Origin of the sequence: Leptospira fainei serovar Hurstbridge str. BUT 6, assembly GCF_000306235.2 — a bacterium.
Lineage (GTDB): Bacteria > Spirochaetota > Leptospiria > Leptospirales > Leptospiraceae > Leptospira_B > Leptospira_B fainei.
This window is the reverse complement of the sequence record NZ_AKWZ02000010.1, coordinates 1,333,081-1,357,886: the sequence shown is the minus strand read 5'-3', so window position 1 is coordinate 1,357,886 and position 24,806 is coordinate 1,333,081. Positions and strand designations below refer to the sequence as shown.

The 24,806-nt window shown below is 44.3% G+C and carries 19 protein-coding genes; 8 read left to right on the top strand and 11 right to left on the bottom strand.

Annotated elements, in window-relative coordinates; all coding sequences use genetic code 11:
* A complete protein-coding gene (locus tag LEP1GSC058_RS15500; RefSeq protein WP_016550699.1) occupies window positions 1-5,925 on the top strand; it encodes a carboxyl transferase domain-containing protein in 5,925 nt (1,974 codons plus the stop codon).
* Window positions 5,926-5,937: 12 nt separating this feature from the next.
* Here LEP1GSC058_RS15500 and LEP1GSC058_RS15495 read toward each other — a convergent pair whose 3' ends face one another.
* From LEP1GSC058_RS15495 to LEP1GSC058_RS15455, 8 genes are all read right to left on the bottom strand, one after another.
* Window positions 5,938-8,922, bottom strand: coding sequence for a SpoIIE family protein phosphatase (locus LEP1GSC058_RS15495; protein WP_016550077.1), 2,985 nt, complete (start codon window positions 8,920-8,922; stop codon window positions 5,938-5,940).
* The gene (locus LEP1GSC058_RS15490; RefSeq protein WP_016550639.1) at window positions 8,915-9,346 is read right to left on the bottom strand and encodes an ATP-binding protein; all 432 of its coding nucleotides are present in this window, start codon (window positions 9,344-9,346) and stop codon (window positions 8,915-8,917) included. The genes LEP1GSC058_RS15495 and LEP1GSC058_RS15490 overlap by 8 nt, the downstream gene beginning before the upstream one ends.
* 9 nt (window positions 9,347-9,355) lie before the next feature.
* Complete coding sequence (locus LEP1GSC058_RS15485; RefSeq protein WP_016550236.1) at window positions 9,356-9,697, bottom strand: STAS domain-containing protein; 342 nt, start codon at window positions 9,695-9,697, stop codon at window positions 9,356-9,358.
* Window position 9,698: 1 nt separating this feature from the next.
* A complete protein-coding gene (locus LEP1GSC058_RS15480; protein ID WP_016549493.1) occupies window positions 9,699-10,622 on the bottom strand; it encodes a hypothetical protein in 924 nt (307 codons plus the stop codon).
* A gap of 224 nt (window positions 10,623-10,846) precedes the next feature.
* Complete coding sequence (locus tag LEP1GSC058_RS15470) at window positions 10,847-11,059, bottom strand: hypothetical protein (protein WP_016550046.1); 213 nt, start codon at window positions 11,057-11,059, stop codon at window positions 10,847-10,849.
* Window positions 11,060-11,216: 157 nt separating this feature from the next.
* Entirely contained in the window at window positions 11,217-11,918 is a 702-nt protein-coding gene (locus tag LEP1GSC058_RS15465) for an MgtC/SapB family protein (protein ID WP_016550766.1), read from the bottom strand.
* A gap of 87 nt (window positions 11,919-12,005) precedes the next feature.
* A complete protein-coding gene (locus tag LEP1GSC058_RS15460) occupies window positions 12,006-12,785 on the bottom strand; it encodes an inositol monophosphatase family protein (protein ID WP_016550787.1) in 780 nt (259 codons plus the stop codon).
* A gap of 5 nt (window positions 12,786-12,790) precedes the next feature.
* Window positions 12,791-14,161 (bottom strand): HEAT repeat domain-containing protein, encoded by a 1,371-nt coding sequence (locus LEP1GSC058_RS15455; RefSeq protein WP_016549953.1) that lies wholly within the window; start codon window positions 14,159-14,161, stop codon window positions 12,791-12,793.
* Window positions 14,162-14,468: 307 nt separating this feature from the next.
* On the opposite strand from LEP1GSC058_RS15455, the gene hflX reads away from it, so the two are divergent.
* Window positions 14,469-16,154 (top strand): GTPase HflX, encoded by a 1,686-nt coding sequence (gene hflX / locus LEP1GSC058_RS15450; RefSeq protein ID WP_016549324.1) that lies wholly within the window; start codon window positions 14,469-14,471, stop codon window positions 16,152-16,154.
* 164 nt (window positions 16,155-16,318) lie between these two features.
* The gene (locus tag LEP1GSC058_RS15445; protein ID WP_016549500.1) at window positions 16,319-16,876 is read left to right on the top strand and encodes a hypothetical protein; all 558 of its coding nucleotides are present in this window, start codon (window positions 16,319-16,321) and stop codon (window positions 16,874-16,876) included.
* Window positions 16,877-16,919: 43 nt separating this feature from the next.
* Here the strand turns inward: LEP1GSC058_RS15445 and LEP1GSC058_RS15440 are convergent, their stop codons facing one another.
* From LEP1GSC058_RS15440 to LEP1GSC058_RS15430, 3 genes are read right to left on the bottom strand one after another with little or no spacing between them, the layout of a single operon-like run.
* Complete coding sequence (locus tag LEP1GSC058_RS15440; RefSeq protein ID WP_039948703.1) at window positions 16,920-17,291, bottom strand: STAS domain-containing protein; 372 nt, start codon at window positions 17,289-17,291, stop codon at window positions 16,920-16,922.
* Window positions 17,292-17,307: 16 nt separating this feature from the next.
* The gene (locus LEP1GSC058_RS15435; RefSeq protein WP_016549696.1) at window positions 17,308-17,637 is read right to left on the bottom strand and encodes a hypothetical protein; all 330 of its coding nucleotides are present in this window, start codon (window positions 17,635-17,637) and stop codon (window positions 17,308-17,310) included.
* Window positions 17,638-17,640: 3 nt separating this feature from the next.
* On the bottom strand, window positions 17,641-18,930 hold the full coding sequence (locus LEP1GSC058_RS15430) for a homoserine dehydrogenase (protein WP_016550458.1): 1,290 nt from the start codon (window positions 18,928-18,930) through the stop codon (window positions 17,641-17,643).
* A gap of 225 nt (window positions 18,931-19,155) precedes the next feature.
* On the opposite strand from LEP1GSC058_RS15430, the gene LEP1GSC058_RS15425 reads away from it, so the two are divergent.
* From LEP1GSC058_RS15425 to LEP1GSC058_RS15405, 5 genes are all read left to right on the top strand, one after another.
* Window positions 19,156-19,740, top strand: coding sequence for an LIC_10572 family protein (locus LEP1GSC058_RS15425; protein ID WP_016550900.1), 585 nt, complete (start codon window positions 19,156-19,158; stop codon window positions 19,738-19,740).
* Between the two features lie 101 nt (window positions 19,741-19,841).
* A complete protein-coding gene (locus LEP1GSC058_RS15420; protein ID WP_039948443.1) occupies window positions 19,842-21,977 on the top strand; it encodes a tetratricopeptide repeat protein in 2,136 nt (711 codons plus the stop codon).
* A gap of 24 nt (window positions 21,978-22,001) precedes the next feature.
* Window positions 22,002-23,261, top strand: coding sequence for an amidohydrolase family protein (locus LEP1GSC058_RS15415; protein WP_039948702.1), 1,260 nt, complete (start codon window positions 22,002-22,004; stop codon window positions 23,259-23,261).
* A 235-nt stretch (window positions 23,262-23,496) separates the two neighbouring features.
* On the top strand, window positions 23,497-23,712 hold the full coding sequence (locus LEP1GSC058_RS15410; RefSeq protein WP_016550778.1) for an SDR family NAD(P)-dependent oxidoreductase: 216 nt from the start codon (window positions 23,497-23,499) through the stop codon (window positions 23,710-23,712).
* 13 nt (window positions 23,713-23,725) lie between these two features.
* Window positions 23,726-24,733 carry an LLM class flavin-dependent oxidoreductase gene (locus LEP1GSC058_RS15405; protein ID WP_016549686.1) on the top strand — a complete coding sequence of 336 codons (1,008 nt, stop codon included), beginning with the start codon at window positions 23,726-23,728 and terminating at the stop codon, window positions 24,731-24,733.
* The last annotated feature ends 73 nt before the right edge of the window (window positions 24,734-24,806 follow it).

The window sequence follows — 24,806 nt, the reverse complement described above, 5'->3', positions numbered from 1 at the left end:
ATGATACCAACGCGAAAACCCGAACCGGATTCAATATTAGAAGGAACGGTAAGCCTTCCCCAAATAGAAGCCCTCATCCGGGAGCTGAAATCCCTTAATCCGAACCGTTCCGAAATTTCGGAACAACTTCCGGCGAGACGGGGAAAATTGCGAAAAGTACTAGTCGCCAATAGAGGTGAAATCGCAAAAAGATTTTTCTTAGCCTTAAGAGAAGAAGGGATCCGATCGGTTGCGATAGTAACCGATCCGGATAAAGGACAATCCTGGTACGAACCTGCCGATGAAATTTTATACATCGGGGATCCGGATAGATACTCGAATATACAAACGGTAGTAGCCGCAACCCTACTCTCGGACGCGGATGCGATTTACCCGGGTTACGGATTTCTTTCCGAAGATTTTCGTTTTGTAGAAACCTTAGAAGCAGCTTCCAAAATATATAAGAAAAACATAATTTTTATGGGTCCTAAAGCGTTCGTAATGCGCAGGGTCGGAAATAAATTGGATGCAAGGAATCTCGCTCGTGAAAACGGGATCCCGCTATTTGACGGAAGTGGGCCTATCACTCAGGGGGAACTTGAGGCAATCAAAGAGGCGGAACGAATCGGTTATCCGGTTATGGTGAAACTAGATGCCGGCGGCGGCGGCAAGGGAATGGTTGTCGCCTACAATTCCGAAGAATTAAAAGGCGCGGTTGAAAGCGCAGAACGCATAGGTCGCCAAGCCTACGGGAATGGAACTTATTTTTTAGAGAAATTCGTGGAGCACCCGTCCCATTTCGAAGTTCAAATTTTCAACTCTACCGCAGTCGGAGTCCGAAAATGTGCCGTTCAGCGTAGAAACCAAAAAGTCGTCGAAGAAAGCGGAGAAACTTTTCTAGACGATCGAACCTTACTTCAGTTATTATCCTCTGCTGAGCGAATCGCTCACATATCAGGCTATTCGGACGGTTGCGGCGCCGGGACAGTCGAATTTTTGTTGGATGGAAAGACCGGGAATTTCGGTTTTCTAGAAATGAATACCAGACTTCAGGTGGAATATCCCGTTACCGATCAATCCTTAGGAATCGATCTTGCAAAATGGCAAATTCTTTTCTTCGACGGAAGAGAATCGGAAATTCCGTTTGAATCCGTAGTAAGAAGAAGATTCTCGGCTAGAAATCATTCCATACAATGTAGAATTTATGCGGAGGATCCATTTCAAAATTATTCACCTGCTCCGGGTCGAATTACCGAATTGGAATTACCTACGTTTAACGGAGTCAGATGCGATTTCGGATTCAGAAAGGGGGATAGAATTTTAGGCGATTACGATCCGATGATCGGCAAACTCATAGCCTTTGGAACGAGCCGAGAAGAAGCATTATTGCGAATGGAGAGGGCTCTTAGCGAGCTCTACGTAAAAGGGCTCACTACCAATCATGAGCAGTTGCTGAAATTAATCCGCCACGATTCTTTTCGCAACGGAAATTACGATAATCGAATTCTAAATGAAAATCCCGAACTTACCGAACAGGACTTCACCGATCGAGAAGAAGGCGCTTTGTTTTGCTGCATTGCGGAAAGTAATCTTATTTCGGAAAAAGCCTTAACGGACGCCTTCAAAGACGGCGATCTTCCTAGATTACTCAATTCGGAGGAGTCCGAATATTTTTCACACAAGTTCGATTTGCGATCCGGCGATCGAAATCTTCAATTTAGACTCTTTAAAGTCGGCTTCAACACTTTCGAAGTTTTGCTGAACGGAAAGTATTTCGGGCGGATCGGTTTGACTACCGGCGGAAATTCCGGAGAAGAATTCACGGTGGAATTTCGCGGTCGAATTATCCCGGTTCGCGTGGATCGCAGATCGTCGTTTCATTCGGTTCGTTTCTCCGACGGAGAAGGCAAACTACGTTTTCTTCGCTTTACCGTCCGTGTTAAGAGCAGTAAAAATCCGAAAGATAACCCGGGAAATCTACGTTCACCTTTTCAAGGGACATTCGTTAAAATCGCCGATAATCCGTCGTCAGGTAAGACTTGGAAAGAAGGAGATTCCGTTCAGGAAGGAGATCCGCTTATCGTCATCTCCGCAATGAAAATGGAAACGATTCTTAAGGCTCCGATCGGAGGCGAGTTAACTTACCTTGCCGAACACGGAGATCTTTCAAGATTAATTCGCGGAGCTACGGCCTCGGGGATGATTTTGGGAAAAGGATTCGGCGAAGGAGAAATATTAGCTAAAATTGAAACGCGAAAAGAAACCGAGAGTTCGATCTCCGAAGAAAAGGAAATCGAAAACTCCCTAGATTCCCTTTGGGAGAACTGGGAAAAAATTCCCACGAATTCGGATCCATCCAACGGACATTTACCAATTCAATCGATTTCATACAAAGGAGCCGATCTTAGAAAACTACTGATGTCTTGGGTTTCGGGAACTTTTAGAGAAGAAGAATTTATTCCAAAAATAGGATATATTCTTTCTACTTTTAAAATTCAAAAAGAATCGGAAATCGAAGCCAAGCGATGGGAAACCTTTTATCTTGATATTCTAAAATTTCATGTTCTTGTTCGGCGGCTATTCTCCTCCGATCCCGGCACGAAATTTTCCCATTTCGGCGAAATACATCGACTTCTTTCTCAATGGGAAACCGAAGGATATAATCCTTCCAAATCCACTAGAAAATTGCTTTCCGGGGCCTTCCATTCCTATGGAGTCCAAAATTGGAGTCCGGTACGCCGGACAAAGGAGCAGAAAGAGGCCTTTCTATATCTAGTCAGGGCTTACGCAAATTTACGCGAAGGGAAGGAAATCTTCGTTAAAATTCTGGAGAAATTTTCCTTATTTGCTCCTTCCACGAGATCTGTCGAGTTGGCTCTTCATGCTATCATCTATCTGGAAGAAAGGGAAAAGGAGCCTACTCTTGAAAAAACAGCGAGACGAATTCTTGCATTGCGGGGCAACCGTCCTCAAAAATTTCGAGGCGGAAATACGACGATTTCCAGAAGGCATGTTTTCGATTATATTAGATTCGTAAAGAATCCTTGGTCTTTAGTCTCCGAAGAAAGCGGAGAAAGACTGGAAATACTCTTTAGACAATCTTTCAAAACGCCGCTTCCTTTATTACCGACCGATCTTTCCCCCCCTTTAGCGGAAAGATTCGCGAAGAAAATAGACTTCTGGAAATCCAAAGGGGACCTAACGCGTCTATTTTCCCCGGAGAAAGGCCAGTATCTATACTTGATCGATTACGGAAGAGAAAAAGAATATATTCTTTTTTCCGCAATTACGCCCGATCCGCGGTTAGACCTTTTCCGGTCCGCTTTAGAGACTGCAGCCAAAAACGCGGCGTGCATACTGCAAGGAGCACAATCTTTAAGTAGAGTCGATCTTTTCAGATTGGAAATCATTACGACGGACATTCCGGTTCCGTTCGACCTCTCATCGGATGAAGATCGAGTATTGAATTATGAAAATATAATAGATTCCGCAAATTCGGTAGTTCGTTTCTTTTTACACGGATTATATAGCCAATTTACTTTGGAAATTTTCGATTCTTTGTCCGATAAAATTAGAACGTTCTCGCTCTTTTTCAAGGAAGGTAAGCTGAGAATGGATATCGTTCATCCGAACGATCCTAGATTCCCCTACACCTTGCCGGCGGACTCAAAAGACGCGGCGTTATTCCGTAAAGGAAAATGGCCTCTGGAACACTGGATTAACGAAACATTCGATCCGAGTACGGTACGCGAAATACTAGTTCCGATCGCCGACGGGATTACAAGGGTGAATCCCAAGACAGGCCAATCGGAAACCTATACCCCCGGTGCAAAAATCTTTGTTGGGAAAATGGGCGGTAAAGACGCCGTATTTTTCTTTAAAGATTCAAGGGTGGCAGGCGGCGCTACCGGCGATATCGAAGGAAGAAAATATATAGCCTCGACTTACTATGCCTATCGAAGCGATATTCCGTTATACGTTTGGAATGACGGAGCCGGCGCAAATATTCGCGAAGGAATGGTTTCCTTAAATCGGGCGGCGGAAGGTTTCTTCATGAATTCGCTTCTGACCGCAAGAGTGAATGCCGCCGAGTTTCGAGGAGCAATCGAATCTCATAAAGATCCCGTTCTAAGAGAAATATGCGACAAGATGGAACAAGTCTACGGAAAGGATTTTCGACCTTATATAGCGACCGAAAAGCCTAACCGTTGTTTTATAATCGCAATAGGAGTCGGTTCTTCTACAGGATTAGACGTATACGGATCGTCCCAGGCTTCTTTACAGCTTCTGTTAAACGAAGAAGAATCCTACCGGGTGCTAACCGGATCGGCGGTTATCGAATCGGTGACCGGTGAAAAGTTCACCAATTACGAAATCGGGGGCGCCAGAATTATGGGTCAGGCTACGGGTACCGTTGATTTTGTGGCGAGCGATAAGCTTCAACTTCTTTGGTATTTGCATCGAATCCAGGAAGTGTTACTCGGTAAAAATAAGACCTCTTCACGAATATCAATCGGAGCGCAGCTTTCCAAAGAAGAATGGGTTGTCTTAGATGAAAACGAACTAATTAGAAATTCCGAAACTAATTTTCTTTTAAGCGTAAAAGAGAATTATTCCGGATCGGGATCGCTTGTTTCAGGATTTGTCCGCTTAGGCGACAGCCCTGTTCTTACTCTCGGTCCGCGTACTAGTTACGGATTTCATTCTCTGTCTTGTATAATTAAAGCCAAAGAATCGGTTCGAATCGCACAAAAAACGGGAGCGGATCTTTTATTGGTTTATGGCAGTCGATGGTTTCGAAGTTCTCATTGGGACGATTCCGATTCATTACGACCGAGACGCGATTTTCAAAAATCGCTTCAGGACTTTCAAGGGGTTTGCCTGCACTTGTTAAAACATCCGGAAGGAATTCGAATACCGGAACTGACGTCGGCGGGGGATGCGTGGCTATTACTCGACGACTCCTCCGTATCCAGGGATAGAGCAACGAAGAAAGAACTGTCCGACGCGAAACAATGGGCCACGTTCGACGCCACATCCGAAGCCGAAGCTTACGACAAGATTAGAAAATTCTTTTCATTATTACGAACGAGGGAGATTCTTTCGGAAACTTCGAACAATAGAAAGATAGAGTTGCCCGCCGATACATCCGCCTCATACGATATGAAGGAGAAAGTCGTATCTCGAATTTTGGACGCTGATTCTTTTCTTGAATTCTATGAAGCCGATCCGGGCTCGAGTTTAATAACGGGATTGGGTCGACTTGGGGGAAAGACCGTTGCAATCATTGCAGATCAACCGAAAGACGGAGGTGCACCGGACGCACCAGGAACGGAAAAATTCCGAGTATTTGCAGAATTCGTAAATAAACATAAGATCCCGCTATTAATGATTTCGGATGCACCGGGTTTTGTTCCCGGAACCAAACAAGAACGATTGAGAATACAGCAGATCGGCGGAGAGTCTTTAGATGTGAACGTGCTTTCGCAAGTTCCGGTCGTGTCGGTCGTTCTCAGACAAAACTACGGAGGAAGACAGATCCACGCCTTCAGCGGATTTCTTAGACCCGGTATCGCTTATTACGCTTTTTCCGATGCTGTTTTAGCGGTCATGGGAGCTTCATCCGCCTTCGATTTATTCCAAGGAGCGAAAGTTGAAGCGCTGAAAAAAGAAGGAAAAAATGACGAGATAGAATTAGTCCGTCGCGAATTCCTGGAGTCCTTTAGAATAAAATCTAGAGCCGTCGAAGATGCGAAAAAAACCGGGGTCTTGGACGATACCTTCGCTTCCATCGAGGATCTTAGAACCGTTTTCCTTCAGGGATTAGCGGAAGCTCAACTAAAGACCCGCGAATGGAAAAAGAAAATCGAAGAGCACTATGCTACGGGACAGATTTATGGCTCCCGTGACAATACGGATGATTGGAAAGATTTGATACTTCCCTAAGTGGAAACTTATCTAACGCTTTCGGACGGCAATCATTGCAATATCGTCCGAAAGTTGCGAAATTCCAAGTTTTCCCAATTCTTGTTTCGTATAGACTTCCAAATCCCCGACGATAACTTTGATCAACTCTTCCGGTCTTTTTTCTCCGTTTGAGAATAACAATTTTGCTAAGCGTTCACGCCCGTACATCGAGCCTTCCGGGTTCCTTGCTTCGTCCAAGCCGTCGGTATATTCAAAAAATATATCTCCCGAATCCAATGTTAAAACTCTTCTTTCGATCGTAGTTTCAAAAAATGAATTCTCATCCATACCGATCGGCAATCCGCCGGCGGGAAGTTCGTGGAGTTTTCTTTCGGACGCGTCGTAAAATAAGGGTTTAACGTGCCCCGCGGATATATATTCCACCTTAGAAGTCGTCGAATCGAAAAAACCCAAAAAGAAAGTAACGAAAATATGATCAGGGGTGTCGTCATATAACTGCGAGTTCATTTCGAGAAGTATTTTCTTCAAATCACGCTCTCCTCGTCGAAGAATGGAGCGAATTTGTGCCCGAAACAGAGCCATGACTATTGCAGGACCGACTCCGTGATTCGAAACGTCGCCGATACAAAACGCTATTTTATTCTGACCAAGCTCAATAAAATCGTAATAGTCTCCGCCTACGCCGGCCATTGCCTTATAGAATGCGCCGAATTCCACGTAATCGTTCAAACTAGTCGGTAATTTCTCCGGCAAAAGACGTTTCTGGATTTCTTCCCCCGCAAGAAGCTCGCCTCTCATTTCCTCTCGTTCTTCCAGACCGTGAACCATATCGTTAAGCGATTCGCTTAATATTCCGATCTCATCGTATCCGGCCGGTGGAAATTCGACTTTCAAATTTCCTTCACCGATTTCCTCCGCTTTCCGGCTAATGATTCGAATTCGTCTGACTACGAACCATGCCAGTCCGTACGCTAACAAGATCGCTATTCCTCCGATAATGGCGGTATAACGAATGAGCTCATCCCGATTATCCCGAATTTGCCTTGCCCCTTCCGTCCTATCTATTAATATTAGATTATATCCTAATAAATTCTTTCTTAATAAATCGTAAACAAGGCCCTTCCCCGTAATTTCCTTAGAGTCGACCAATGGAGCGGAATCCAAGGCCCACATAACCTCTTCCGCTTCACTTCGACTCCTTATTAAAACCCCGGAATCCGCTAAGGAGGCTTTATTTCTAGACGCATTCGGCAATTCGGTCTCCGAACTTCCCGCCAAAATCCATTCCCGCAGCAGTTTCCATTTTGCACGAACGTTCTTGCGTTCTTCCGGATCCTTATAATATCTCCGGATCGCCGCGGAACCCGCTTTAAACGGAAGAAACGTAAAATCATCCAGAGCGGCCTCCCGCAATCCGTAGAAAGCGTCTTCCGAACGATGATCTTCGTCAAGGCTCCAATCATCCTTACTTGATTCCAAACGAATTAGAGAATCTCTAACTTCCTCGGCCTGAGCTTCCAATTGTCGAATGTTCTCCTGAATTTCCTCAGGCGATTCTCTGACTTCCCCTTGCTTTAAGGGAAGTTTCAGCATCTTCTGCCATTCTAAGATTTCCTTTGCCGTAGTAGCGGTTTTCTCCTCAAGGGATTTCTTTTCTTCTCTCCATCTTTTATGGGCCTTTTGAAATGTCGTTACGTACGGCTGAAGCTCTTCCAACTTGCTTTCCCTTTTTTTCAAAAGTTTTCGATAACTAGCTGTGAGAGTTCGGAATTCCGAATCGGCGGCCGGTTTTGCCTTCCCGTCTTTACGCAGTTCGGTGATGCGAGTTTTTAGTTTCTGCGCGACTTCGGAAAATTCCGCAGAAAGTTTCCGGTCTTCTTCGAGATAGTCGCGCCATTGACTCGCATGGCTTGCGACTTCCTCTGCAAGAGTTCGGGAGCGCTCGGCCGTATTAGGATTTCGGAATACCGGACGGAATACCACCTCGTATTGCCGTCCACCTACTTCGTATGTTTCGGGTTCCGATTTATTTCGAATCGTTTCCAAGACGTCGGCCTCTCCGAATAATGAGGAACGGCTTTCTTCGAATTCAGGTAAAGTTAAAAGTTTTTTAGCCGTGCCGGACGATTGTAAAAATAGCAATCCGGTATCCAGAGTTTGTTTGCCGACTCGATCGTAAGCTAGGATGCGAATTTTATCGGGCAGCAACCCCAGGGAGGAAATTCCGTCTTTGTAGGATCCTCGAAAAAAGTTCTGCAATGCTTTAGCTAAACTAGTTTCTCCAGCCGCCGCTTTTTTTTCCGACTCGGGGATGGATCGTTCCGAAGCTTTGCGATCCTTCTCCAGTTTTTCCTTATCCGATGAGAATGCTTTCTTCTTCTTGGGATCTAAATCAGGCTTTAATAATTCAAGCTCGATATTCTTGATCTCATCTTCGATCTCCTCAATTCGCGATCGAGAACTTTCCGCCGAGAGTCTTGCAAGGGCAGTTTTCTCGGCAATAGAGCGGATTTTATCGTAAACAGGAGCATCGATCGGCGCCCCGTTTTCTTTTCGTAATTCATTACGAACATTCGCTTCGAATTCCTTAATTTCCTTCTCGGATAAATATCTCGTGAAATAAGTATCGACCGATCGATATACGTTTCCTCGTTTTACGTTCAATCCGATGGACTGTCCGAATGATTTGAGCGCTCCTAAAAAGCCCGCCTCCTTTTGAACGACGGTTCTCTTGAATTTACTGAGTTCCTTTTTCTTTTCTTTAACGCGAATCTTGAATTCCTCTATTAGAATCATACTCCGACTCAGATTCTCGAGATCCAAAACGACCGTATTCACGTATTCTAATGGGGCTTTTAGCTCCGAGCTTAACTTCTCTTCGAGGGCTTTTTTTTGCTGAGAGTAATGAATTGCGGAAGTGAAAGCTAGTATCGAAATTACTAAAACGGCCGTGAAAAAAGAAAGCTTTGCTCTAATTCCCGGCAATATCTTTCTTAAAATCTTATTCTTAATCATTCCTTTCTCTCGTATGAATTAGGGTAAGTCTGTTTCGAGACGGATTCTTTAGGCGTTGGTATCTAACGGCCATGATTTTTTTGATGGAACGTAGACCGAACCCGCCGTCTGCTCCGCTTTTATAGAGTTCTTTCCAAGATTCGCTTTTCATTTTTGTTGGATCGAAGAAAATGCCTTCATCGGTGACCGAAAATCGCCAACTACCCTTATTCTTTCTCATTCTCAATTCGATCGTAGATTTTTTTTCTTCCGGAAATCCGTGCTCGATAACGTTCGTAACGGCCTCGTCCAAACAAAATACGATGCGTCCTTTTATCAGGTCGGAACAATCTTCGCCTAAAAAAGAGCGTACTTCATTCCTGACTTTGGCCAGTTCGTCAAAGTCGTTGCGGAATAGATAAATCTTTTCCTTATCAGGATTCATTCTCGATTCTTATACGATCGAGAGAGCTTCTTCTAAATTCGGGAATATTCTAACTTTCTTGGTAAAGTACATCAACTCCATCGTATCTTTCACTTCTTTCTTAAGGCTACAAAATACGATTTCGCCGGATTTTTCCTTTAGAAATTTCTGAATCGAATTCAATACGCCTATTCCGGCGGAAGCGATATACGTAAGAGCCGTACAGTCGCAGACGATGGTCTTAACTCCGTTCCCGACTGCGGATTCCAATTTCAACTTGAGATCGGGAGCCGTCTTGGCGTCGATTTCTCCAGTTACTTTAAGAATGAGTCGGCTTCCCTCTAGTTTTTCGTTAAAAGTCAAATTTGCCATTTTAGATACCTTTCTTTAAATCCTTCATCAAATCCTTGGTCTGAATAATGGAATATAGCTTACGTTCTAGAGTATCTATTTCGTAATAATATTTTATATTCGGATCCCCTTCGAATGTGTGAGCGTACTTGCGGATGCCTTGTATCGCTTTTTTTGCATTTCCTTCCAAAATTCCTTTCGTGATGGAATAATAGAGTTCGATCGCAATTGAATCCATTAAATTTTGTTTAAATCCCTTTTCTCTTTTATCGAGAGCTTCCAGCAGATTTTCCACTTCAGGCTGACTATACACTTCCGAGTCGCTATAGTTGATTATATATCTGGATAGTAATCTTTTACAACGCGCAAGATTATTCGCTTTTGTGGCCGCTAGTATCTGCTGGTATAAAGTATGGATTTCAGTTTCAAGATAAACCTTTTGTCTGGTACCGTCCAGTTTGACCGGTTCAAAGGCGGACTTCAACTCTTCTTGAGAGAAATTGCGAATCGAATCCTCGAATAATTTTTCGTTATTGTTTCTAGTCAGTTGAGCGAATTCGTTCAAAGGTTTTTCAAGCAAACCTACAAATTCCAGGGCCTCGCTTGAAATTGCGATTTTCGGATCGTCCTGAATTTTCTCTAGGAAGAAAATGCACGAGTCCCCTAGTGCCGAAAGGTTTTCGACCAAGGCTTGGGAAACCAATCTCTTACAATGATGAGGAATCGTATGAAGATACGCCGGGTCGCGGGAATCCTCTTGAATTTTATCGATCAATTTACTGGAAGCGAGCGATGAGACGGATTTCTCCCTTTCCCAACCCGCATAAGCAAGAGGTTCAAATAGATATTTTTTAAAATTTTTTCTGCCGGATAAAGCAAGCAATCGAATTGTTTTTACGAGCTCTTGCGCGAGATCAGGAGGAATTGAAATTCTTTTTTCTGACATCTGAAAATGGATCTTGTTGGATCGACTCGACTCCGAATTTAGAAGATTTTGGAACCTCGTTCCTTGAAAATCTTCCGTATGGATGGCAAAATTTCCTCGAAATGAAGAAAACGCATAGCAAATTCCGAAATCGACCTATGACGGAGAAATCGGTATTTCGGGACATATTTAGAGGGAAAAAAAGGGTTCGAACGCGTTCGAACCCGGCAGGAACAAATCGAAATCTATAAACGTTTGCAACGTTCTCCGTCAGGAAGATGCGGATGATAGATATGTTTGATGGGCCTTTCCATACAAGCCATACATTCGCGTACTTTATGCTCTTCCTTTAACGTTGAACATTGTGCGGCAGTTTCTCTCGGTTGCGCAAAAATTGAAGCGATACCTATCAGGCACGACGAAATTCCGATAGCTAATAATATTAATTTAATTTTCACAGCGCTCTCCTGGTGTGTTAAACGTGAGAGTCATATCCAATCGAAAAGAGAATGGCAAGTAAAAAAGGTAATATTCTTTCGGAGAAAAATTTCAATTTCGCAAAAACGTAGATGTTATACGTAATTATCTCGATAAGATAATCGGCAAATCGGAAATTTAGGCAGACTCGATACTGATTTTGGTCACGTCCGCGAGTCCTTTCACGTCATCTACGATATTTAAAACGTCAAAACCGTGCGGCACCGCGATAGTAAGTTTGATCTGCGCACTTTTAGAAAGGAAATCCTGCATAAAGGACTCGGAAACCAATTTAAGATTATTTTTGGCTAACAGATCTCGAAATCCTTTTCGATGAAACTTCTTTTGTTTTAAGTCCAAAACCAAAACTTTATATTCGTATTTTCCGAAATACTTCGATTCGACCAAATCGAACACGATAAGTATCACCAGAGTAACCCCAGTCGTTAAGAGAGAGGCAAAATATAGACCTGCCCCGACTAAAAGTCCGATCGAAGAAACAACCCAAATAGAAGCTGCCGTATTCAATCCTTTGATATTCATTCCGGATTTAATAATCGCACCGGCACAAAGAAATCCCACTCCTGAAACGACCTGCGCGGCGATACGAGTCGGATCGGCCATTTCTCCCGAATAGTAGGACGGAACGAAAATGGATAGAAGCATCAAAATCGTCGAACCGAGCCCGATTAAGATATGAGTTCTAAATCCGGCCCCGTGATTTTTTTGCTCCCGGTTCCAACCGATAAGGCCTGCAAAAAGGATAATCAAGAAAATCCGCACAGTAACGGTAAAGGCGTCGATATGTTTCGAATCGAATAAGTTTAAAAAATCCTGCATTCCATCCCCTTAGCGTTTAATTTTTACAGCATTCTAGTCCGGTTAAAAGCTTTTAATGAAGTTCAAAAGGAAAAATTCTCGACTCCCTTAAGGTTTTAATCGAAAGACTGAAGAGGCTAAATTACTATCCTTACATATGACCCCGGACATTCGAATTTTATCCCATTCCAAAGGCTTACCCTCTTTACTTAGCAAAATACCGCCGGCTTCCTCTACGGCGATCGCTCCGGCCGCGAAGTCCCAGACTTTGGCTCCATTAAAGTTTAAAAAAAGATCGGTCTTTCCGAGCAAGAGTTCGCGAAATCCGGCTCCGGTAGCTGCGAGAGATCTGGACGCCAGGGAATTTTTTACGACGTTCGCGATCCATGCAAAATCCTCATTCGTAAGAGTATTATTGATCTCTAAAGAAACCACGCTGTGAGATAAATCCGACGCCTCGAGAAAAGCGACCTTACGGCCGTCTACTGTTGTTCCTTTTCCTCTTTCGGAAAGAACGATCGAGCCTGTAGCGGGAAAATAAATACATCCCGCAACCGGCTTCCCCGCTTCAACATAGGCCATAATCACGCTAAATTCCGAGATTCCCCGAGAAAACAGAGTCGTTCCGTCTAGCTCGTCGCACACTAAATATGAAGCCGGTAAAGGTTCCGAATTTTCCTGTTCTTCTAAAACGATCGGAATTCCGGAAAACTCCCGATGCAACGATTCCAGCAAAATTTCATGAGAAGCGAGGTCGGCATTCGTCAGAACCTGCATGGGGTCCTTTAAACTGTATTCCGATTTTCCGTCGAAATATTTAAGAATTTGGTCTCCCGCCTCCCTGCTGATCGACTCGAAGGAGAGAAGTAGATCGGAACGAATCGACATTCAGATCAGGGACTGTCTGTCGTCGGAGTTCCACCTTCTTCACCGGAAGGCGCCGGTTGCTTTTGCGGATTCGATGCAGGATCTTCGTCGTCCAGGATCGAAGGACGTTTACGTTTTTTGGATGCTTTCGGGAGGGAAATACTTCTGATCTTAATATAGGATCCGAATACCCAGCCGGATACAGTCTCGGTAAATGCATCTTTGAATTTAGTATTTACTAATACTTTGTAATAGTAATTTTCGATTCTTTGACCATTGATGTCCAGTATGTAACGTTTCGGACTTCTTTGCAGGACTTTACCCACTTCTCCGCCGTCCAGGTCTCTAAGCTTTTGCGAGCCCACAAACGGATCTTTAAGTAGAGGCACTTTTTCCGAATTAACTGTCATGAATTTGCCGAAAGCTTTTAACTTATACAGTCGAATACCGATTTCCTTAGAGATTACCTCGGAATCCGGAAAATTATTCAAAATTCGTAATAGAGCAAAAACTGCGAAGGAATTTTTTTGAGACGTAAGAGTATCCAAAATTTGCGCTCTAAGATTTCCCTTATCTCGAAACGCATCCTCTAAGATATGCATAGACGTCCGAGTTTTGTGGCGACCCAACGCTTCGACAGCCGCCTTCTGAAATTCCTCGTCGGGCGAATTAAGATAATCGATAAAAATCCGAATGTCTTCCGGCGCTTGATAATATCCCAAACCGAGAATGGAAGCTTTAACTATGTCCTTATCCTCGGATGTAATACCTTTGCGAAGCAGTACTTCTCTGGCGCTAGGATCCGCCGTTTTTCCCATTCCTCGAAAACTAGAAATTCGAATTTCCTTATCACTGGACTTTGCGCCCGCATAAAAATATTCCAGCGAGGCGCGAGCGCCTATATCGGCTAAACCGAAATAGGCGGCCTGTCTAACTGCCTCCCCGTCGTGATCGATCATTTTGTGCAAAGTCTTTACGCCGGACTTCGAACCCAATCGACCGAGCGCAAATGCCGCAGCGGCTCTTACTCTTGGAATCGGGTAGGTTAATCCGTAGCGGCTCAGCTTCGTAATATTATGATTAGCCTCGGCTTGAAAGACGGATAGAAGTCCGCGCTTAAACTGTTCATTATACTTTTTAATTTCCTTTGCGTCTTGCAGCGATTCCGGATTTGCCGGAGCAGAAGGATCGTCGGGATTTTGTGCAGGGTCCGCGCTATTCCCGCCTTCCTGCGATCCCGGATTAGAAGAATCGGAATTCGGGGACGGGGGGGAACCTGCGGTATTTTGAGCAAAGGCTGATTCGCTTCCGAGGACACACAGCGCTCCAAGGATAAGAAGAGCAACGAAAATACGGAAATTAGTGCGCATCTGCATTTTAAATAAAAAAGAGGACATCGGTTCCAGGAAACAATCCCCTCCTCAAGCCTCTATTCTTTTTTTTCGACCGATCACGAGTCGGCAATGACCTTTTTTTCCACTTAATGCATAAGTACGCTCGGCGTTCCTTATTTTTACAGAATAATTTCTTTCCTGCATTAAAAAACCGACCTGATTTTTGTCGGCCGTTTGTAGTCTAAATAATCTAGAATAGTTAGATTTGGAACTGCTTGACGAACGTTTTGAAAGCTGTTAATCTATTGCTAAAAGGAGTCCTTTTATTAGTAAGCTCAGCGGTAACCTTTCCGGACTTAAGTCCAATCAAGTGCAACGTCTGAAGAAACTTTCAGAAAGAAGAATCCGGGAAAATGTAATCATCACCCCGGAAGTTTCCAGAACTCTCACCGAACTTTCCCACGAAATCGGCCGTCAGGTCGGGATATTAATCGATAGAACAGGATATGTTACCAACGTAATCGTCGGCTCAGATAGCTCGATCGATATCCCGTGGCTGGATCGAATTCGGACGTCGGACGCAAGATTGCGAGGCTTACGACTCGTGCACACTCATCTAAAGGACGAGCCCTTAAACCAGGAAGATTTAACTGACTTAGCTTTACTTCGGCTGGATTATATTACCGCAATTACTGTCGCCGAAAGCGGTCTTCCCAAAGTGTATTATTCTGCTTACGTAAATCCCGAAGATGAAGAAGGCGAGCCTTGGACGATCCTGCCGCGAAAGAATCCGGGCCAATTGGAAGAAGGGATACTCGAAGAGATTCTAGATATAGAAACTCGAATGGCTCGGTATAGGCGCAATTTCAAAGGGGCACAAAAAGAAAATCGGGCTTTTTTAGTCGGCGTTTATCCCGAACACAAAAGAGGTCGAACTCCGAGTCAGTCGATAGACGAATTAAAAGAGCTCTGTAGAACGGCGGGAGTTCATGTGGTCGATTCGTTCATTCAAAGAAAAAACCGGCTCGATCCCGCGACGGTTTTGGGAAAAGGAAAGTTAGAGGAGATCGTTCTGAAAGCGATCCAAAAACAAGTCGAACTACTCGTGTTCGATTTGGAATTAACTCCTTCCCAAGCGAAAAAAATTTCCGATTATGCCGACTTAAAAGTAATCGATAGAACTCAGCTCATCCTGGATATTTTTGCAAGAAATGCCAAAAGCCGCGACGGTAAGCTGCAAGTCGAATTGGCTCAATTAAAGTATCTTAAAGGGCGACTAACGGAACTTGACGACAATATGTCGAGGCTAACCGGAGGGATCGGAGGAAGAGGTCCGGGGGAAACAAAACTCGAAATCGGTAAACGTAGAGTGGAAGAAAGAATTTCCCGTCTGGAGCAGGAATTAAAATCCCTGAAGAAAAGAAGGGAAATTGCGCGACGTAGGCGTAAGAAAAACGAGATCCCGGTTTGCGGAATCGTCGGATATACGAATGCCGGCAAATCCACTCTTTTGAACATGCTTACGAATTCGGAAGTATTATCCGAAGACAAACTTTTCGCAACCTTGGATCCGACTTCGAGACGACTTAGATTTCCGGAAGAAAGAGAAATCATTATTTCGGATACTGTTGGATTTATCCATGATCTTCCTCCCGAACTGTCCAATGCGTTCAAGGCGACTCTGGAGGAGCTAGGGGATTCGGATTTACTACTGCATGTCGTGGATATATCCAACCCGGAGCATCATCTGCATATGGAAGCAGTGGAATCGATTCTGGAGGATTTGGGGCTGGCAGAAATTCCCAGAATCCTAGTTTATAATAAGATCGATAGTTTGCCTGAAGAAGCCAGGACCGAACTGATACGAGAAGCGGACATCGATACGGTCTACGTGTCGGCGTTCAAGAAAATCGGGTTGGACCTTTTGATGCGCAGAATCGAAGAACGCATCTATTCGGAAGCCGCGGCTAAATTGCGAGAACAAAAACTACTCAATCGATTCAATGAGCAATTCGAGGAAGAAGAGCGGGAAGATGAGCCGATCCCGATTCCTTAAAAAGAGCCTTACCTCCAATTAATTTGCGTAGCTGATTTCTTTATCGGACAGGATTGCTTTTTTGCATCTTTCTGAACAAAGATCGATGAAACTTTTTCCTCTATCTGGAACTTAAGTTCCAGACGAAGTCCTGTTTTTCTGAGAAACAAAGAACGGAGAAAAATATGCTTCAATTTCTATACGATCGATCGACCAAACGGAACACTATTATCGCGTTTATCGCTACCGTCCTCATAATGCTAGTTATGAACGGAATCGCCACAGCATTTTACAATTCTACCGGTGGATACGGAATTTTGGATATGGCCGGAGGAGCCAACCTGACCGACTCCCGTTCGCCTATCTTGTCCGAATCCGAAACAAACGATCTCCTAAAACATTACGGCGAACAAGGAATTCGGGCTCATAAGATGATACTAATAGGGGATTTGGTATTGCCGACTTCACTTACGATCAGTTTTTGCTTTTTAATCGGCTTACTTTATAGAATTAGGACAAACGAAATTTCCGCACCTAAAGCTATGTATATTCCATTGGCATATCTTGCATTTGATTCACTTGAGAATCTTGTGATATGCAGAATTCTATTCTCATATCCCGAACCTGCGGGAAATTTAGCTTTTCCGTTGAATCTGTTACGTACGGCAAAGTTCGTCGCAAGCGGAGTAATGGTTGTAATTAGTATATTTTATTTTCTGAAACTGTTAAGCGAAAAACCCTGAGAAAACGGGCGGTTACTCCGTAAAGCTGTGCAGCCGATGCGGATTATGCAAAGGCCGTCTTAGCTTCTTCCAATGTATGGTAGATCGCGACTTTTTTAGGTAATTCCATTAAACGAATTACATTTTCTAAAAAATGATTTAGACCGCCGATAACGATTTTGCCGTTATGCTGGTCCACAGTTTTAATTAACGTAAGAAGAGTCGCAACACCCACGCTGTTGATATATTCTAGGGCGGAGAGATCCAAAATAATCTCGAAAACGCCCTCGTCAAAAACGAAGTTTATCTTACGCGAAATTTCAAAAGCGTTTGAATTTGTCACCTTTCCGTTCATCGTTACGACGAGAACTTCCCTCTCTTTTACGGGAGTACGTTTTGTTTCTATAAACAGCCCTTCGAATTCCGTTCTTGCCATTTCTTCCTGATCCGTGCTATAACAGCAGTTTGCCATCTTTAAGGGAGGCTTGGACTTCCTCACTTCCCTTGATGTTTTTTAGCTTTGATTCCACCAGAGCAATCCCATGGGTTAGAATCCGTATCCACCCCTTTCCGTCGATTTCTCCCTCAAACTCGAGGTAAATTCTTCGGTGGTCTTCCTTTCTGCGAAAAGTGACCGTCCCCCCTTGGCACAAGTTTTCCCAATAAGAAACTTGTGCTCCGAAGGTGATTAGACGAGAAATTCCGTCGATATCCAAAAATAAATCCAAATGTTCATCCCCGTAACCTCCGTGAAGAGAGATAGTGAACGGGAATTCGTCCATGAATTACAATTTGTCCTCCAAACGGATGGCAATCGAAGGCTCCAAAATCACATCCAGTGAATCGATTCTTCCGAGAGATGCCAAAATCGAAGCTTCAACGCAAGGATGCGTGACGACAACAACTTCGGCCGGTTCCTGGTCGGACTCGTTTTGACGTACTGAAGATATCGAAACTCCGTTTATCCCAAGAACTTTAGCAATTTCAGCCAAAACGCCCGGTTGATCAACTGAATTAAATCGTAAATAATATCTAGCTTCCGTCTGATTTGCTTCGGAAATTGTAGCCCGATGAAACCGATTTCGCTCCAGCGGTAGGTTTTTTTTGCGACGAGAAGCATAATATACCAAATCTGCGATCACTGCCGACGCCGTCGGAAGAGCACCCGCCCCTTTTCCGATTAAAAGTCCCGATCCCGCATAGGCGGTTTTATAATATACTGCATTCGTTTCGTTCATCACGCTTGCAAAGGCATGCTGGACCGGAATCATCACCGGCTGAACTCGAGCTTCAATCTTACCGTCCAACTTACGAACCAAACCCAATAATTTAATTCTATAACCTAGATCGGAAGCAAACTGAATGTCCAATCGCGTAATCTTTGTTATCCCCTCGGTCGTTATGCTCTGTAAAGGAATTTTCTCCCCGAATGCAAGAGAACCTAATATGCTGATTTTATGCGCCGTATCGATTCCCTCGACGTCGAAAGACGGATCCGCTTCCGCAAATCCTTTCTCTTGAGCCAAACGTAGCGCAGCCGCGTAGTCCAAATTCTCCTTTTCCATCTTAGAAAGAATGAAATTGGTCGTGCCGTTTAAAATTCCGTACAATCCAAGAAATCGATCTCCTGCCAAACAATTACGGATCGCTCTGATGACCGGTATTGCACCGCCAACTGCGGCTTCGTAACCGATTTCGGTATGATTTTCTTCCGCAATCTTAAATAATGAATCCCCTTTTTCGGAAAGCAAAGCCTTGTTTGCCGTAATGACGGTTTGTTTAGCCTGTAAGGAGCGGACAACGATCTCTTCAGATGCAGTCGTGCCGCCGATTAATTCCAGAATCATATCGATTTCAGGATTCCCTGCGACCTTTGAAATATCGTCGGTGAGAATCGTATTCGGAAATTCCTTAAGAATCGGAAGAACTTTATCCGGAGTCCGAGTGCATACAGAATGAAGTACGATTGATAATCCGAAATCCTTTTCGATTCGATGGGTTTCCTCCCGAAGAATCTTTAAAACACCCGAACCTACAGTTCCAGCACCGATCATGCCGATATGAATCGTTTCCATTCTTGGACAATCCTTTCCTTTATGAGGATTCGTTCGACCTTTTTCCGAAACGGTTTGGAGCCTTTCCGAATAGGAGAGAGGTTTTTTCTTTACGAAATGCGGTCCTCGTGGTAGAGATTCTTTTTTACGGCGGCTTTCGGAACCCGTCGGAAGCGGCGGCTCCTCTTCGATAGTCTATTACTCGAAGGAACGCCTGAAACTCGAAAGATAAAGGATACCTCCTCAATGGCGAATCGTCGCAAGCCTCCACGTAAATCCTCTCACCAAAAAAAACAGGATTCTCCTCATAAACCAGGCGGAAATAGGGGGCACCAAACCGGCAACCAGACGAAACGCAGACCGGATCAAGGAAAGCCCAGCAACAGACAGCAACAGACTGTCGCAAATAAGATCAGCCAAACAATGAAAGAACTTCCAGCGGCAAAAGAACCTCGCCACTCGTCTTTCTTAGTAAAGTTGACCGGATTTGCAGCCATTTCGCTTATTCTTTTCTTTGGTTATTTCATTCTAATGGAGTATCTGGATAAAACTCCGGTATACGGCAAGCATGGGTGGGATGACGTCGCAGGACAACCGGCCACTTGGGAAGAAGCGGTGGAATATTGTTCAGGAAGAAGAAAGCGCCTCCCGGACAAAGAAGAGCTAAAGACATTCTCCAAACGAGCGGATAAGAAACTTAAATCATTAGGATATTTTTGGTCCACCACTCCGGAAGGAGACAAAGGTAATTTCCAAATCGTGAATCTAAATTCGGGCGAATCGAATTCCAGCCCAACCACCGCAAAATTCGCCGCAATTTGCGTGAAATAAGACTTTCCTTGGTTTAGGCGGAATCCTAACATCGGGACGACAAACTCCTCCGATCGGACCGGCAATCGTTCGGGGGATCGGAACATATCCGGGAGAATGGAATGACGGTCCTCACCTTCGCTAGTGTGTGCTATCTCACGGGATTCATAGTCTCGGGGCTTTGCGCGTTTTTTTTACTCTCACCCAAAGAAAAATTGGAGTCCACAGTCCATCTGGGTTGGGTCTTTTTATATTTCGCCCTAATGCAACTCGCCTTTTTGGTGGGGACTTCCTTCTTTTATCCTATTTCTTTTCTCCATCGCTGGATTTCCATTCCAAGCGCAATTTTAGCCTGCACACATCTTCTCGCGTACTTCTACTTCTTAAATCCTCAAAGCTCCCATAAATCAGGGAGAAGTTTACTGACCGGAGGCTTTCTCTTGGCCTTGGGTTCTTTAATTTTGCACGTATTAAGAACGGTTCCCTTTCCTCCCAGTTATGATTTCTCCGGAAACGTCTTTGACGTAATTCGACTCGGCGATGAAAGAATTTTAGCCTGGATTTTATCCTCCTATTTAGGAGCCGCACTGATTTTAGGAGCAGTGCGAGCCTTTCAAGCGCCGAGAGCCGACATAAAATTAATGGCCGTCTCACTATGGGTTCCATTTCTTCTCTTGTTCGGAACCACGTTACTATTTCATACGAAGGAAATAGCCATACCGATCGATCGTGCAATGGCCCTATCTTTCTGGAATCCGCTCTTTCTTACCGCGTTATTCATCGCTTGGCTCGTCCATTTAAGAGCGTCGGGAGAAGCTTTCAGCGTTCGAAACCCGTTAATATTGGGAATCATATTGCTCCTCCTCTTCGTTTTTCAGGGAAGCAGCTGGCTATTTCTACAGCCCGGACTGGATTCGCTTAGAGAAACGGTAAGCGAACGGCAAAAAGCAGAAGACCTTTCTCCTAAATCCTACACATTTACGGTTCAAGAAGCGAGCGGTTTTAACTCCGGAGTTTCGGGGGGCTTGGATCCATCCTTATTCACGGAGACAAAGCGGGATTTGATCCTTTCGTTCATTTGGGAAAATCCGCAATTACTCATGCACGAATTTCCGGCCTATTCCGAAGCGGGAAAAAATTGGATCGGGAACCCGGAGTATTCCGAAAAATTAATCGGTCTTTCGAAAGATTTGGAGAAGATTCGGAAAAAAATCAAAAACCTTCCTGAAAAAGAACTCAAAGAGGAAGCGATAGCAATATTAAATCCCGACGGAAGAGACGCGACTCTTGCCCAATACTTGAAAGTTCTTTCTGGCATCGTAAAAAACTCCCCGGCCGAAGGCGAATCGTTAAGAGAACTGATACTAGACCAATCGCGAGAGCTTGTTCCCGATGGAGAACCCAGATTTCGAAAAATTCCCGGAACAGAGGAAAAATATTATTATTCTCTAATCCAAAAATCTCCGGGCAAAACGCAAGCAAAAGAAACAGGAATACCGTATAAGGATTATCTCGCGTTCGAAACAAAACTTTTGGCCAAGCCTTTGCTCGCCTTTCTGCTCTGTCTCTTTCTGTTCGGAATCGGAATCCATGCATTTCTCTCATTTATCATATTCCATCCTTTGGAAAGATTATATTCCGGACTGGAACTCGCGACGGAAGGGGATTTAGAACGGGAACTTCGTGCGGAGGCCTGGGATGAGATCGGAAGTCTTGCAGACCAGTTCAATCGAATGATCCAATCGATTCGCTCCGCAGCTGCGAACGAAACTGGAATTTCCGGTCATCACTCCGTATTCAAAGACAGCTCTTGGAAAGAGACTTTACAAAGAATTAAACTAGCCCATTCACCGAAAGAATTGGGACAGATTCTTACGGAATTAGAAAGCTTACCTTCCTCGGATCCGAACAGATCCAAACTTATTTTGAAAGCAGCATTGAAAGCGAAGGATTATCAACGCGCCTATTTGGCTGCCGAAGCGATCCGTGCTTTAGGAACGAACGATCCGGAAGTTATTTTTTTAACTTCCTATTGCTTAAAGAAACTCGGAAATCGGAAAGAGGCAATCCGCCTGGCGGAGAAAGTCCGTTCGGAGAATCCGAGGCATTCTCAAAATCGCCTGCATCTTGCCGAATTATATTTCTTAGAAGGGCGCTTAGCCGAAGCCCAAGACATAGCCGTGGAAATTCAAACAGACGAAGGAGTTTCTCCCACGCTCACAAAACTCCTGAATGCGATAGAAAAAAAAGGGAGCTGAATCCAATCTGGATTAATGAAAGGGATCATTCGCCGAATATCGGGCCAATTTCAAACTTCAACCGGATCCTTTAAGGGCGTTCTGGAAATGGATCCGGATACCGGACTTATTTCCGCAATTCATTATGGCTCGATCCTGCAAACCCAAGAGGAAGGCGATTTGCTCTTCGATCCGGATCAGTCCGTGATCTTTGCCGGATTCGGGGACATTCATGTTCATGCTCGGGAAGATGAAACAAAAAAGCATACTTACAAAGAGGATTTTCAATCCGCAGGCTTGGCCGCGATCAACGGGGGCGTAATACATATTGCCGATATGCCCAATAACCCGCTCCCTCCGGTTAACGATGATATCTATCGGAGAAAGCAGGAATTAGCGGATCGATCTCCGGTTCGGATCACCCTCTATGCCGGAATCGGGCCAAAAACCAAACCTTTAACATTACATGTTCCTTATAAAGCGTTCATGGGCCCATCTGTCGGTGAATTATTCTTTCACTCAAACGAGCAGTTGGAAGATACGATAAAGCATTATGAAGGACAAAATGTTAGCTTTCATTGCGAAGATCCCGAGATTTTGGAAAAAAGTCAAGGTGAACTCCTGCATGAAGATCGAAGACCGCCTGAAGCCGAAACTTTGGCAACGGATTTTGCTCTTTACTTAATCGAAAAATACGGACTTAAAGGAAAGCTCTGTCATTATTCCACAGGTGAAGGATTACAAAGAATAATTAACGCTAAGCGACGCGGAGTTTCGGTAACTTGCGAAGTGACTCCGACCCATCTCTATTTCGATCGAACGATGCTCACGGATGAAAATCGGCATTGGTTTCAAATGAATCCACCCTTGCGCGGGCCCGAAGATAGAACGATGCTACTGCAAGGTATCCGAGACGGGTGGATCGACTATCTAGCTACGGACCATGCGCCCCATTCAATCGAGGAAAAAAAAAGGGGAACGTCCGGAATCTCTCAACTAGACACCTATGCACTCTTCGTTACATGGCTGTATCGCTCCGGAGAAATTTCACTGGAAAAAATCGCCGCAATTTGTTCGGAGAATCCGGGAGAATTCGTTAACGAATTCTTACCGAAAGAATACGGTAAGGGCTTTGGAAAATTAGAACTCGGATACTGCGCCAGTTTTACAGTCCTCAATTTTCATCAGCCGACTACATTCCGAAAAGAGGATATCAAAAGCAAAAGCGGATGGTCTCCATTCGAAAATGTTACGTTTCCAGGAAGCATTCTCGCCGTCATCCATCGAGGACGTAGAGTTAAATAAATAGGTTAGGACTTTCGCTTAAATCCTCGGCAATTGACAAAGATGTTCTCCGGCATTCGGAATACGGCCAAAATTTGGAGTTTGAGAATCTTGATTTCTGCATCGAAGAAAATACTAATCGATATTCTTCGGTCGGTTTCGGCAAAAAATCTTTTCGCATTCTTTCGCCGAATCCGTAATCCGACTTTTAGATCATGTCTAAACAACAGAGCTTTGTTTGGAGCGAAATGAATAAATGGAAACTCACTTAAAGGAAGAAATCGCATTAGTAACCGGATACACTGCGGGAATCGGATTGGCAATCGCCGTACAATTATTAAACGAAGGTGCGATCGTTTTCATAAATGGAAGAACAAAGAAGCGCGCGGATGACGCCCTAACATCGATACGGAAAATTCTGCCGAATGCAAAGGTAGACGGCAACGCTTTACTAGCGGATGGTGAGTGGTGAAATCGGCATTTTAATGCTTAAATTAAGCGTCTTAGATCAATCTCCGATTCGAAAGGGCGGCACTGCAAAACAAGCAGTTCGCGAGACCGTCGAGCTAATACGATTAGTGGACCGTTTAGGTTATCATCGTTTTTGGGTATCAGAACATCATAATATACTAGGGTTGGCCGGTTCAAGCCCGGAAGTATTAATCGCACATCTAGCGGGCGAAACGAATAGAATTCGAGTCGGTTCCGGAGGAGTTATGCTTCCGAACCATAGTTCTCTTAAAGTCGCGGAAAATTTTAGAATGTTGGAAACCCTTTTTCCCGGAAGAATCGATTTGGGGGTAGGGAGAGCGCCTGGCGGAGATAGACTAACTGCTGCTATTCTGAATCCTGGAAACAGTTTCGTTCAAAACGATTTCGTGCAGCAACTGATAGATTTAAAACATTTCCTTACGGACACTGTCGAACCCGATTCCATACAAGAGAAAGTAAAAGCAATTCCAATCGCAGAAACTGTACCCGAGTTATGGATTTTAACATCTAGCGGAGAAAGCGGACTCTTAGCCGCTCATTTTGGTATGGCATTGTCCTTCGCTCACTTCATTAATCCGAACGGCGGGCCGCAGGCGATGCGTGCCTACCGAGAAAGATTTCAGCAGTCGGAGGCTTTACGACGACCGCAAGGAAGCGTGGGAGTTTTCGTGCTTTGCGCGGAAACCGAAGAAAAAGCGAACGAACTTCGCGCAGTGATGGATCGGCAACTACTCAATATCGAGAAGGGAATCAGCGAAGGAATCGTTTCTTACGATGAAATAAAATCCCGAAGATATACGGATGCCGAAGAATATCGTATCGCCTATAACCGAGGGCGTATGGTAACCGGGACACCGGTTCAAGTTAAAGCAAGACTCTTGGATTTAGCTAAAGAATACCAGGTCGACGAAATCGTAGTTACGACGATTACCCATGATTTCAAAGACCGTTTGCGATCCTACGAACTTTTAGCCGATGCATTTCAGTTAAACGTGACGTAACGGAGAGAACTTAAAAAAAAAAGGAATATCACGGCCGCCCCCACTTCAATCTATAAAGAAGAGAGGTCGGCAC

What these genes read in the sequence shown, in the direction of transcription:
- LEP1GSC058_RS15480 (WP_016549493.1), bottom strand. Translation starts at nt 10,622, where the DNA reads ATGTCAGAAAAAAGAATTTCAATTCCTCCTGATCTCGCGCAAGAGCTC.
- LEP1GSC058_RS15455 (WP_016549953.1), bottom strand. Translation starts at nt 14,161, where the DNA reads ATGTCCTCTTTTTTATTTAAAATGCAGATGCGCACTAATTTCCGTATT.
- LEP1GSC058_RS15420 (WP_039948443.1), top strand. Translation starts at nt 19,842, where the DNA reads ATGACGGTCCTCACCTTCGCTAGTGTGTGCTATCTCACGGGATTCATA.
- LEP1GSC058_RS15440 (WP_039948703.1), bottom strand. Translation starts at nt 17,291, where the DNA reads ATGGCAAGAACGGAATTCGAAGGGCTGTTTATAGAAACAAAACGTACT.
- LEP1GSC058_RS15485 (WP_016550236.1), bottom strand. Translation starts at nt 9,697, where the DNA reads ATGGCAAATTTGACTTTTAACGAAAAACTAGAGGGAAGCCGACTCATT.
- LEP1GSC058_RS15425 (WP_016550900.1), top strand. Translation starts at nt 19,156, where the DNA reads ATGGCGAATCGTCGCAAGCCTCCACGTAAATCCTCTCACCAAAAAAAA.
- LEP1GSC058_RS15465 (WP_016550766.1), bottom strand. Translation starts at nt 11,918, where the DNA reads ATGCAGGATTTTTTAAACTTATTCGATTCGAAACATATCGACGCCTTT.
- LEP1GSC058_RS15445 (WP_016549500.1), top strand. Translation starts at nt 16,319, where the DNA reads ATGCTTCAATTTCTATACGATCGATCGACCAAACGGAACACTATTATC.
- LEP1GSC058_RS15490 (WP_016550639.1), bottom strand. Translation starts at nt 9,346, where the DNA reads ATGAATCCTGATAAGGAAAAGATTTATCTATTCCGCAACGACTTTGAC.
- LEP1GSC058_RS15410 (WP_016550778.1), top strand. Translation starts at nt 23,497, where the DNA reads ATGGAAACTCACTTAAAGGAAGAAATCGCATTAGTAACCGGATACACT.
- LEP1GSC058_RS15430 (WP_016550458.1), bottom strand. Translation starts at nt 18,930, where the DNA reads ATGGAAACGATTCATATCGGCATGATCGGTGCTGGAACTGTAGGTTCG.
- LEP1GSC058_RS15435 (WP_016549696.1), bottom strand. Translation starts at nt 17,637, where the DNA reads ATGGACGAATTCCCGTTCACTATCTCTCTTCACGGAGGTTACGGGGAT.
- LEP1GSC058_RS15460 (WP_016550787.1), bottom strand. Translation starts at nt 12,785, where the DNA reads ATGTCGATTCGTTCCGATCTACTTCTCTCCTTCGAGTCGATCAGCAGG.
- LEP1GSC058_RS15500 (WP_016550699.1), top strand. Translation starts at nt 1, where the DNA reads ATGATACCAACGCGAAAACCCGAACCGGATTCAATATTAGAAGGAACG.
- LEP1GSC058_RS15495 (WP_016550077.1), bottom strand. Translation starts at nt 8,922, where the DNA reads ATGATTAAGAATAAGATTTTAAGAAAGATATTGCCGGGAATTAGAGCA.
- LEP1GSC058_RS15405 (WP_016549686.1), top strand. Translation starts at nt 23,726, where the DNA reads ATGCTTAAATTAAGCGTCTTAGATCAATCTCCGATTCGAAAGGGCGGC.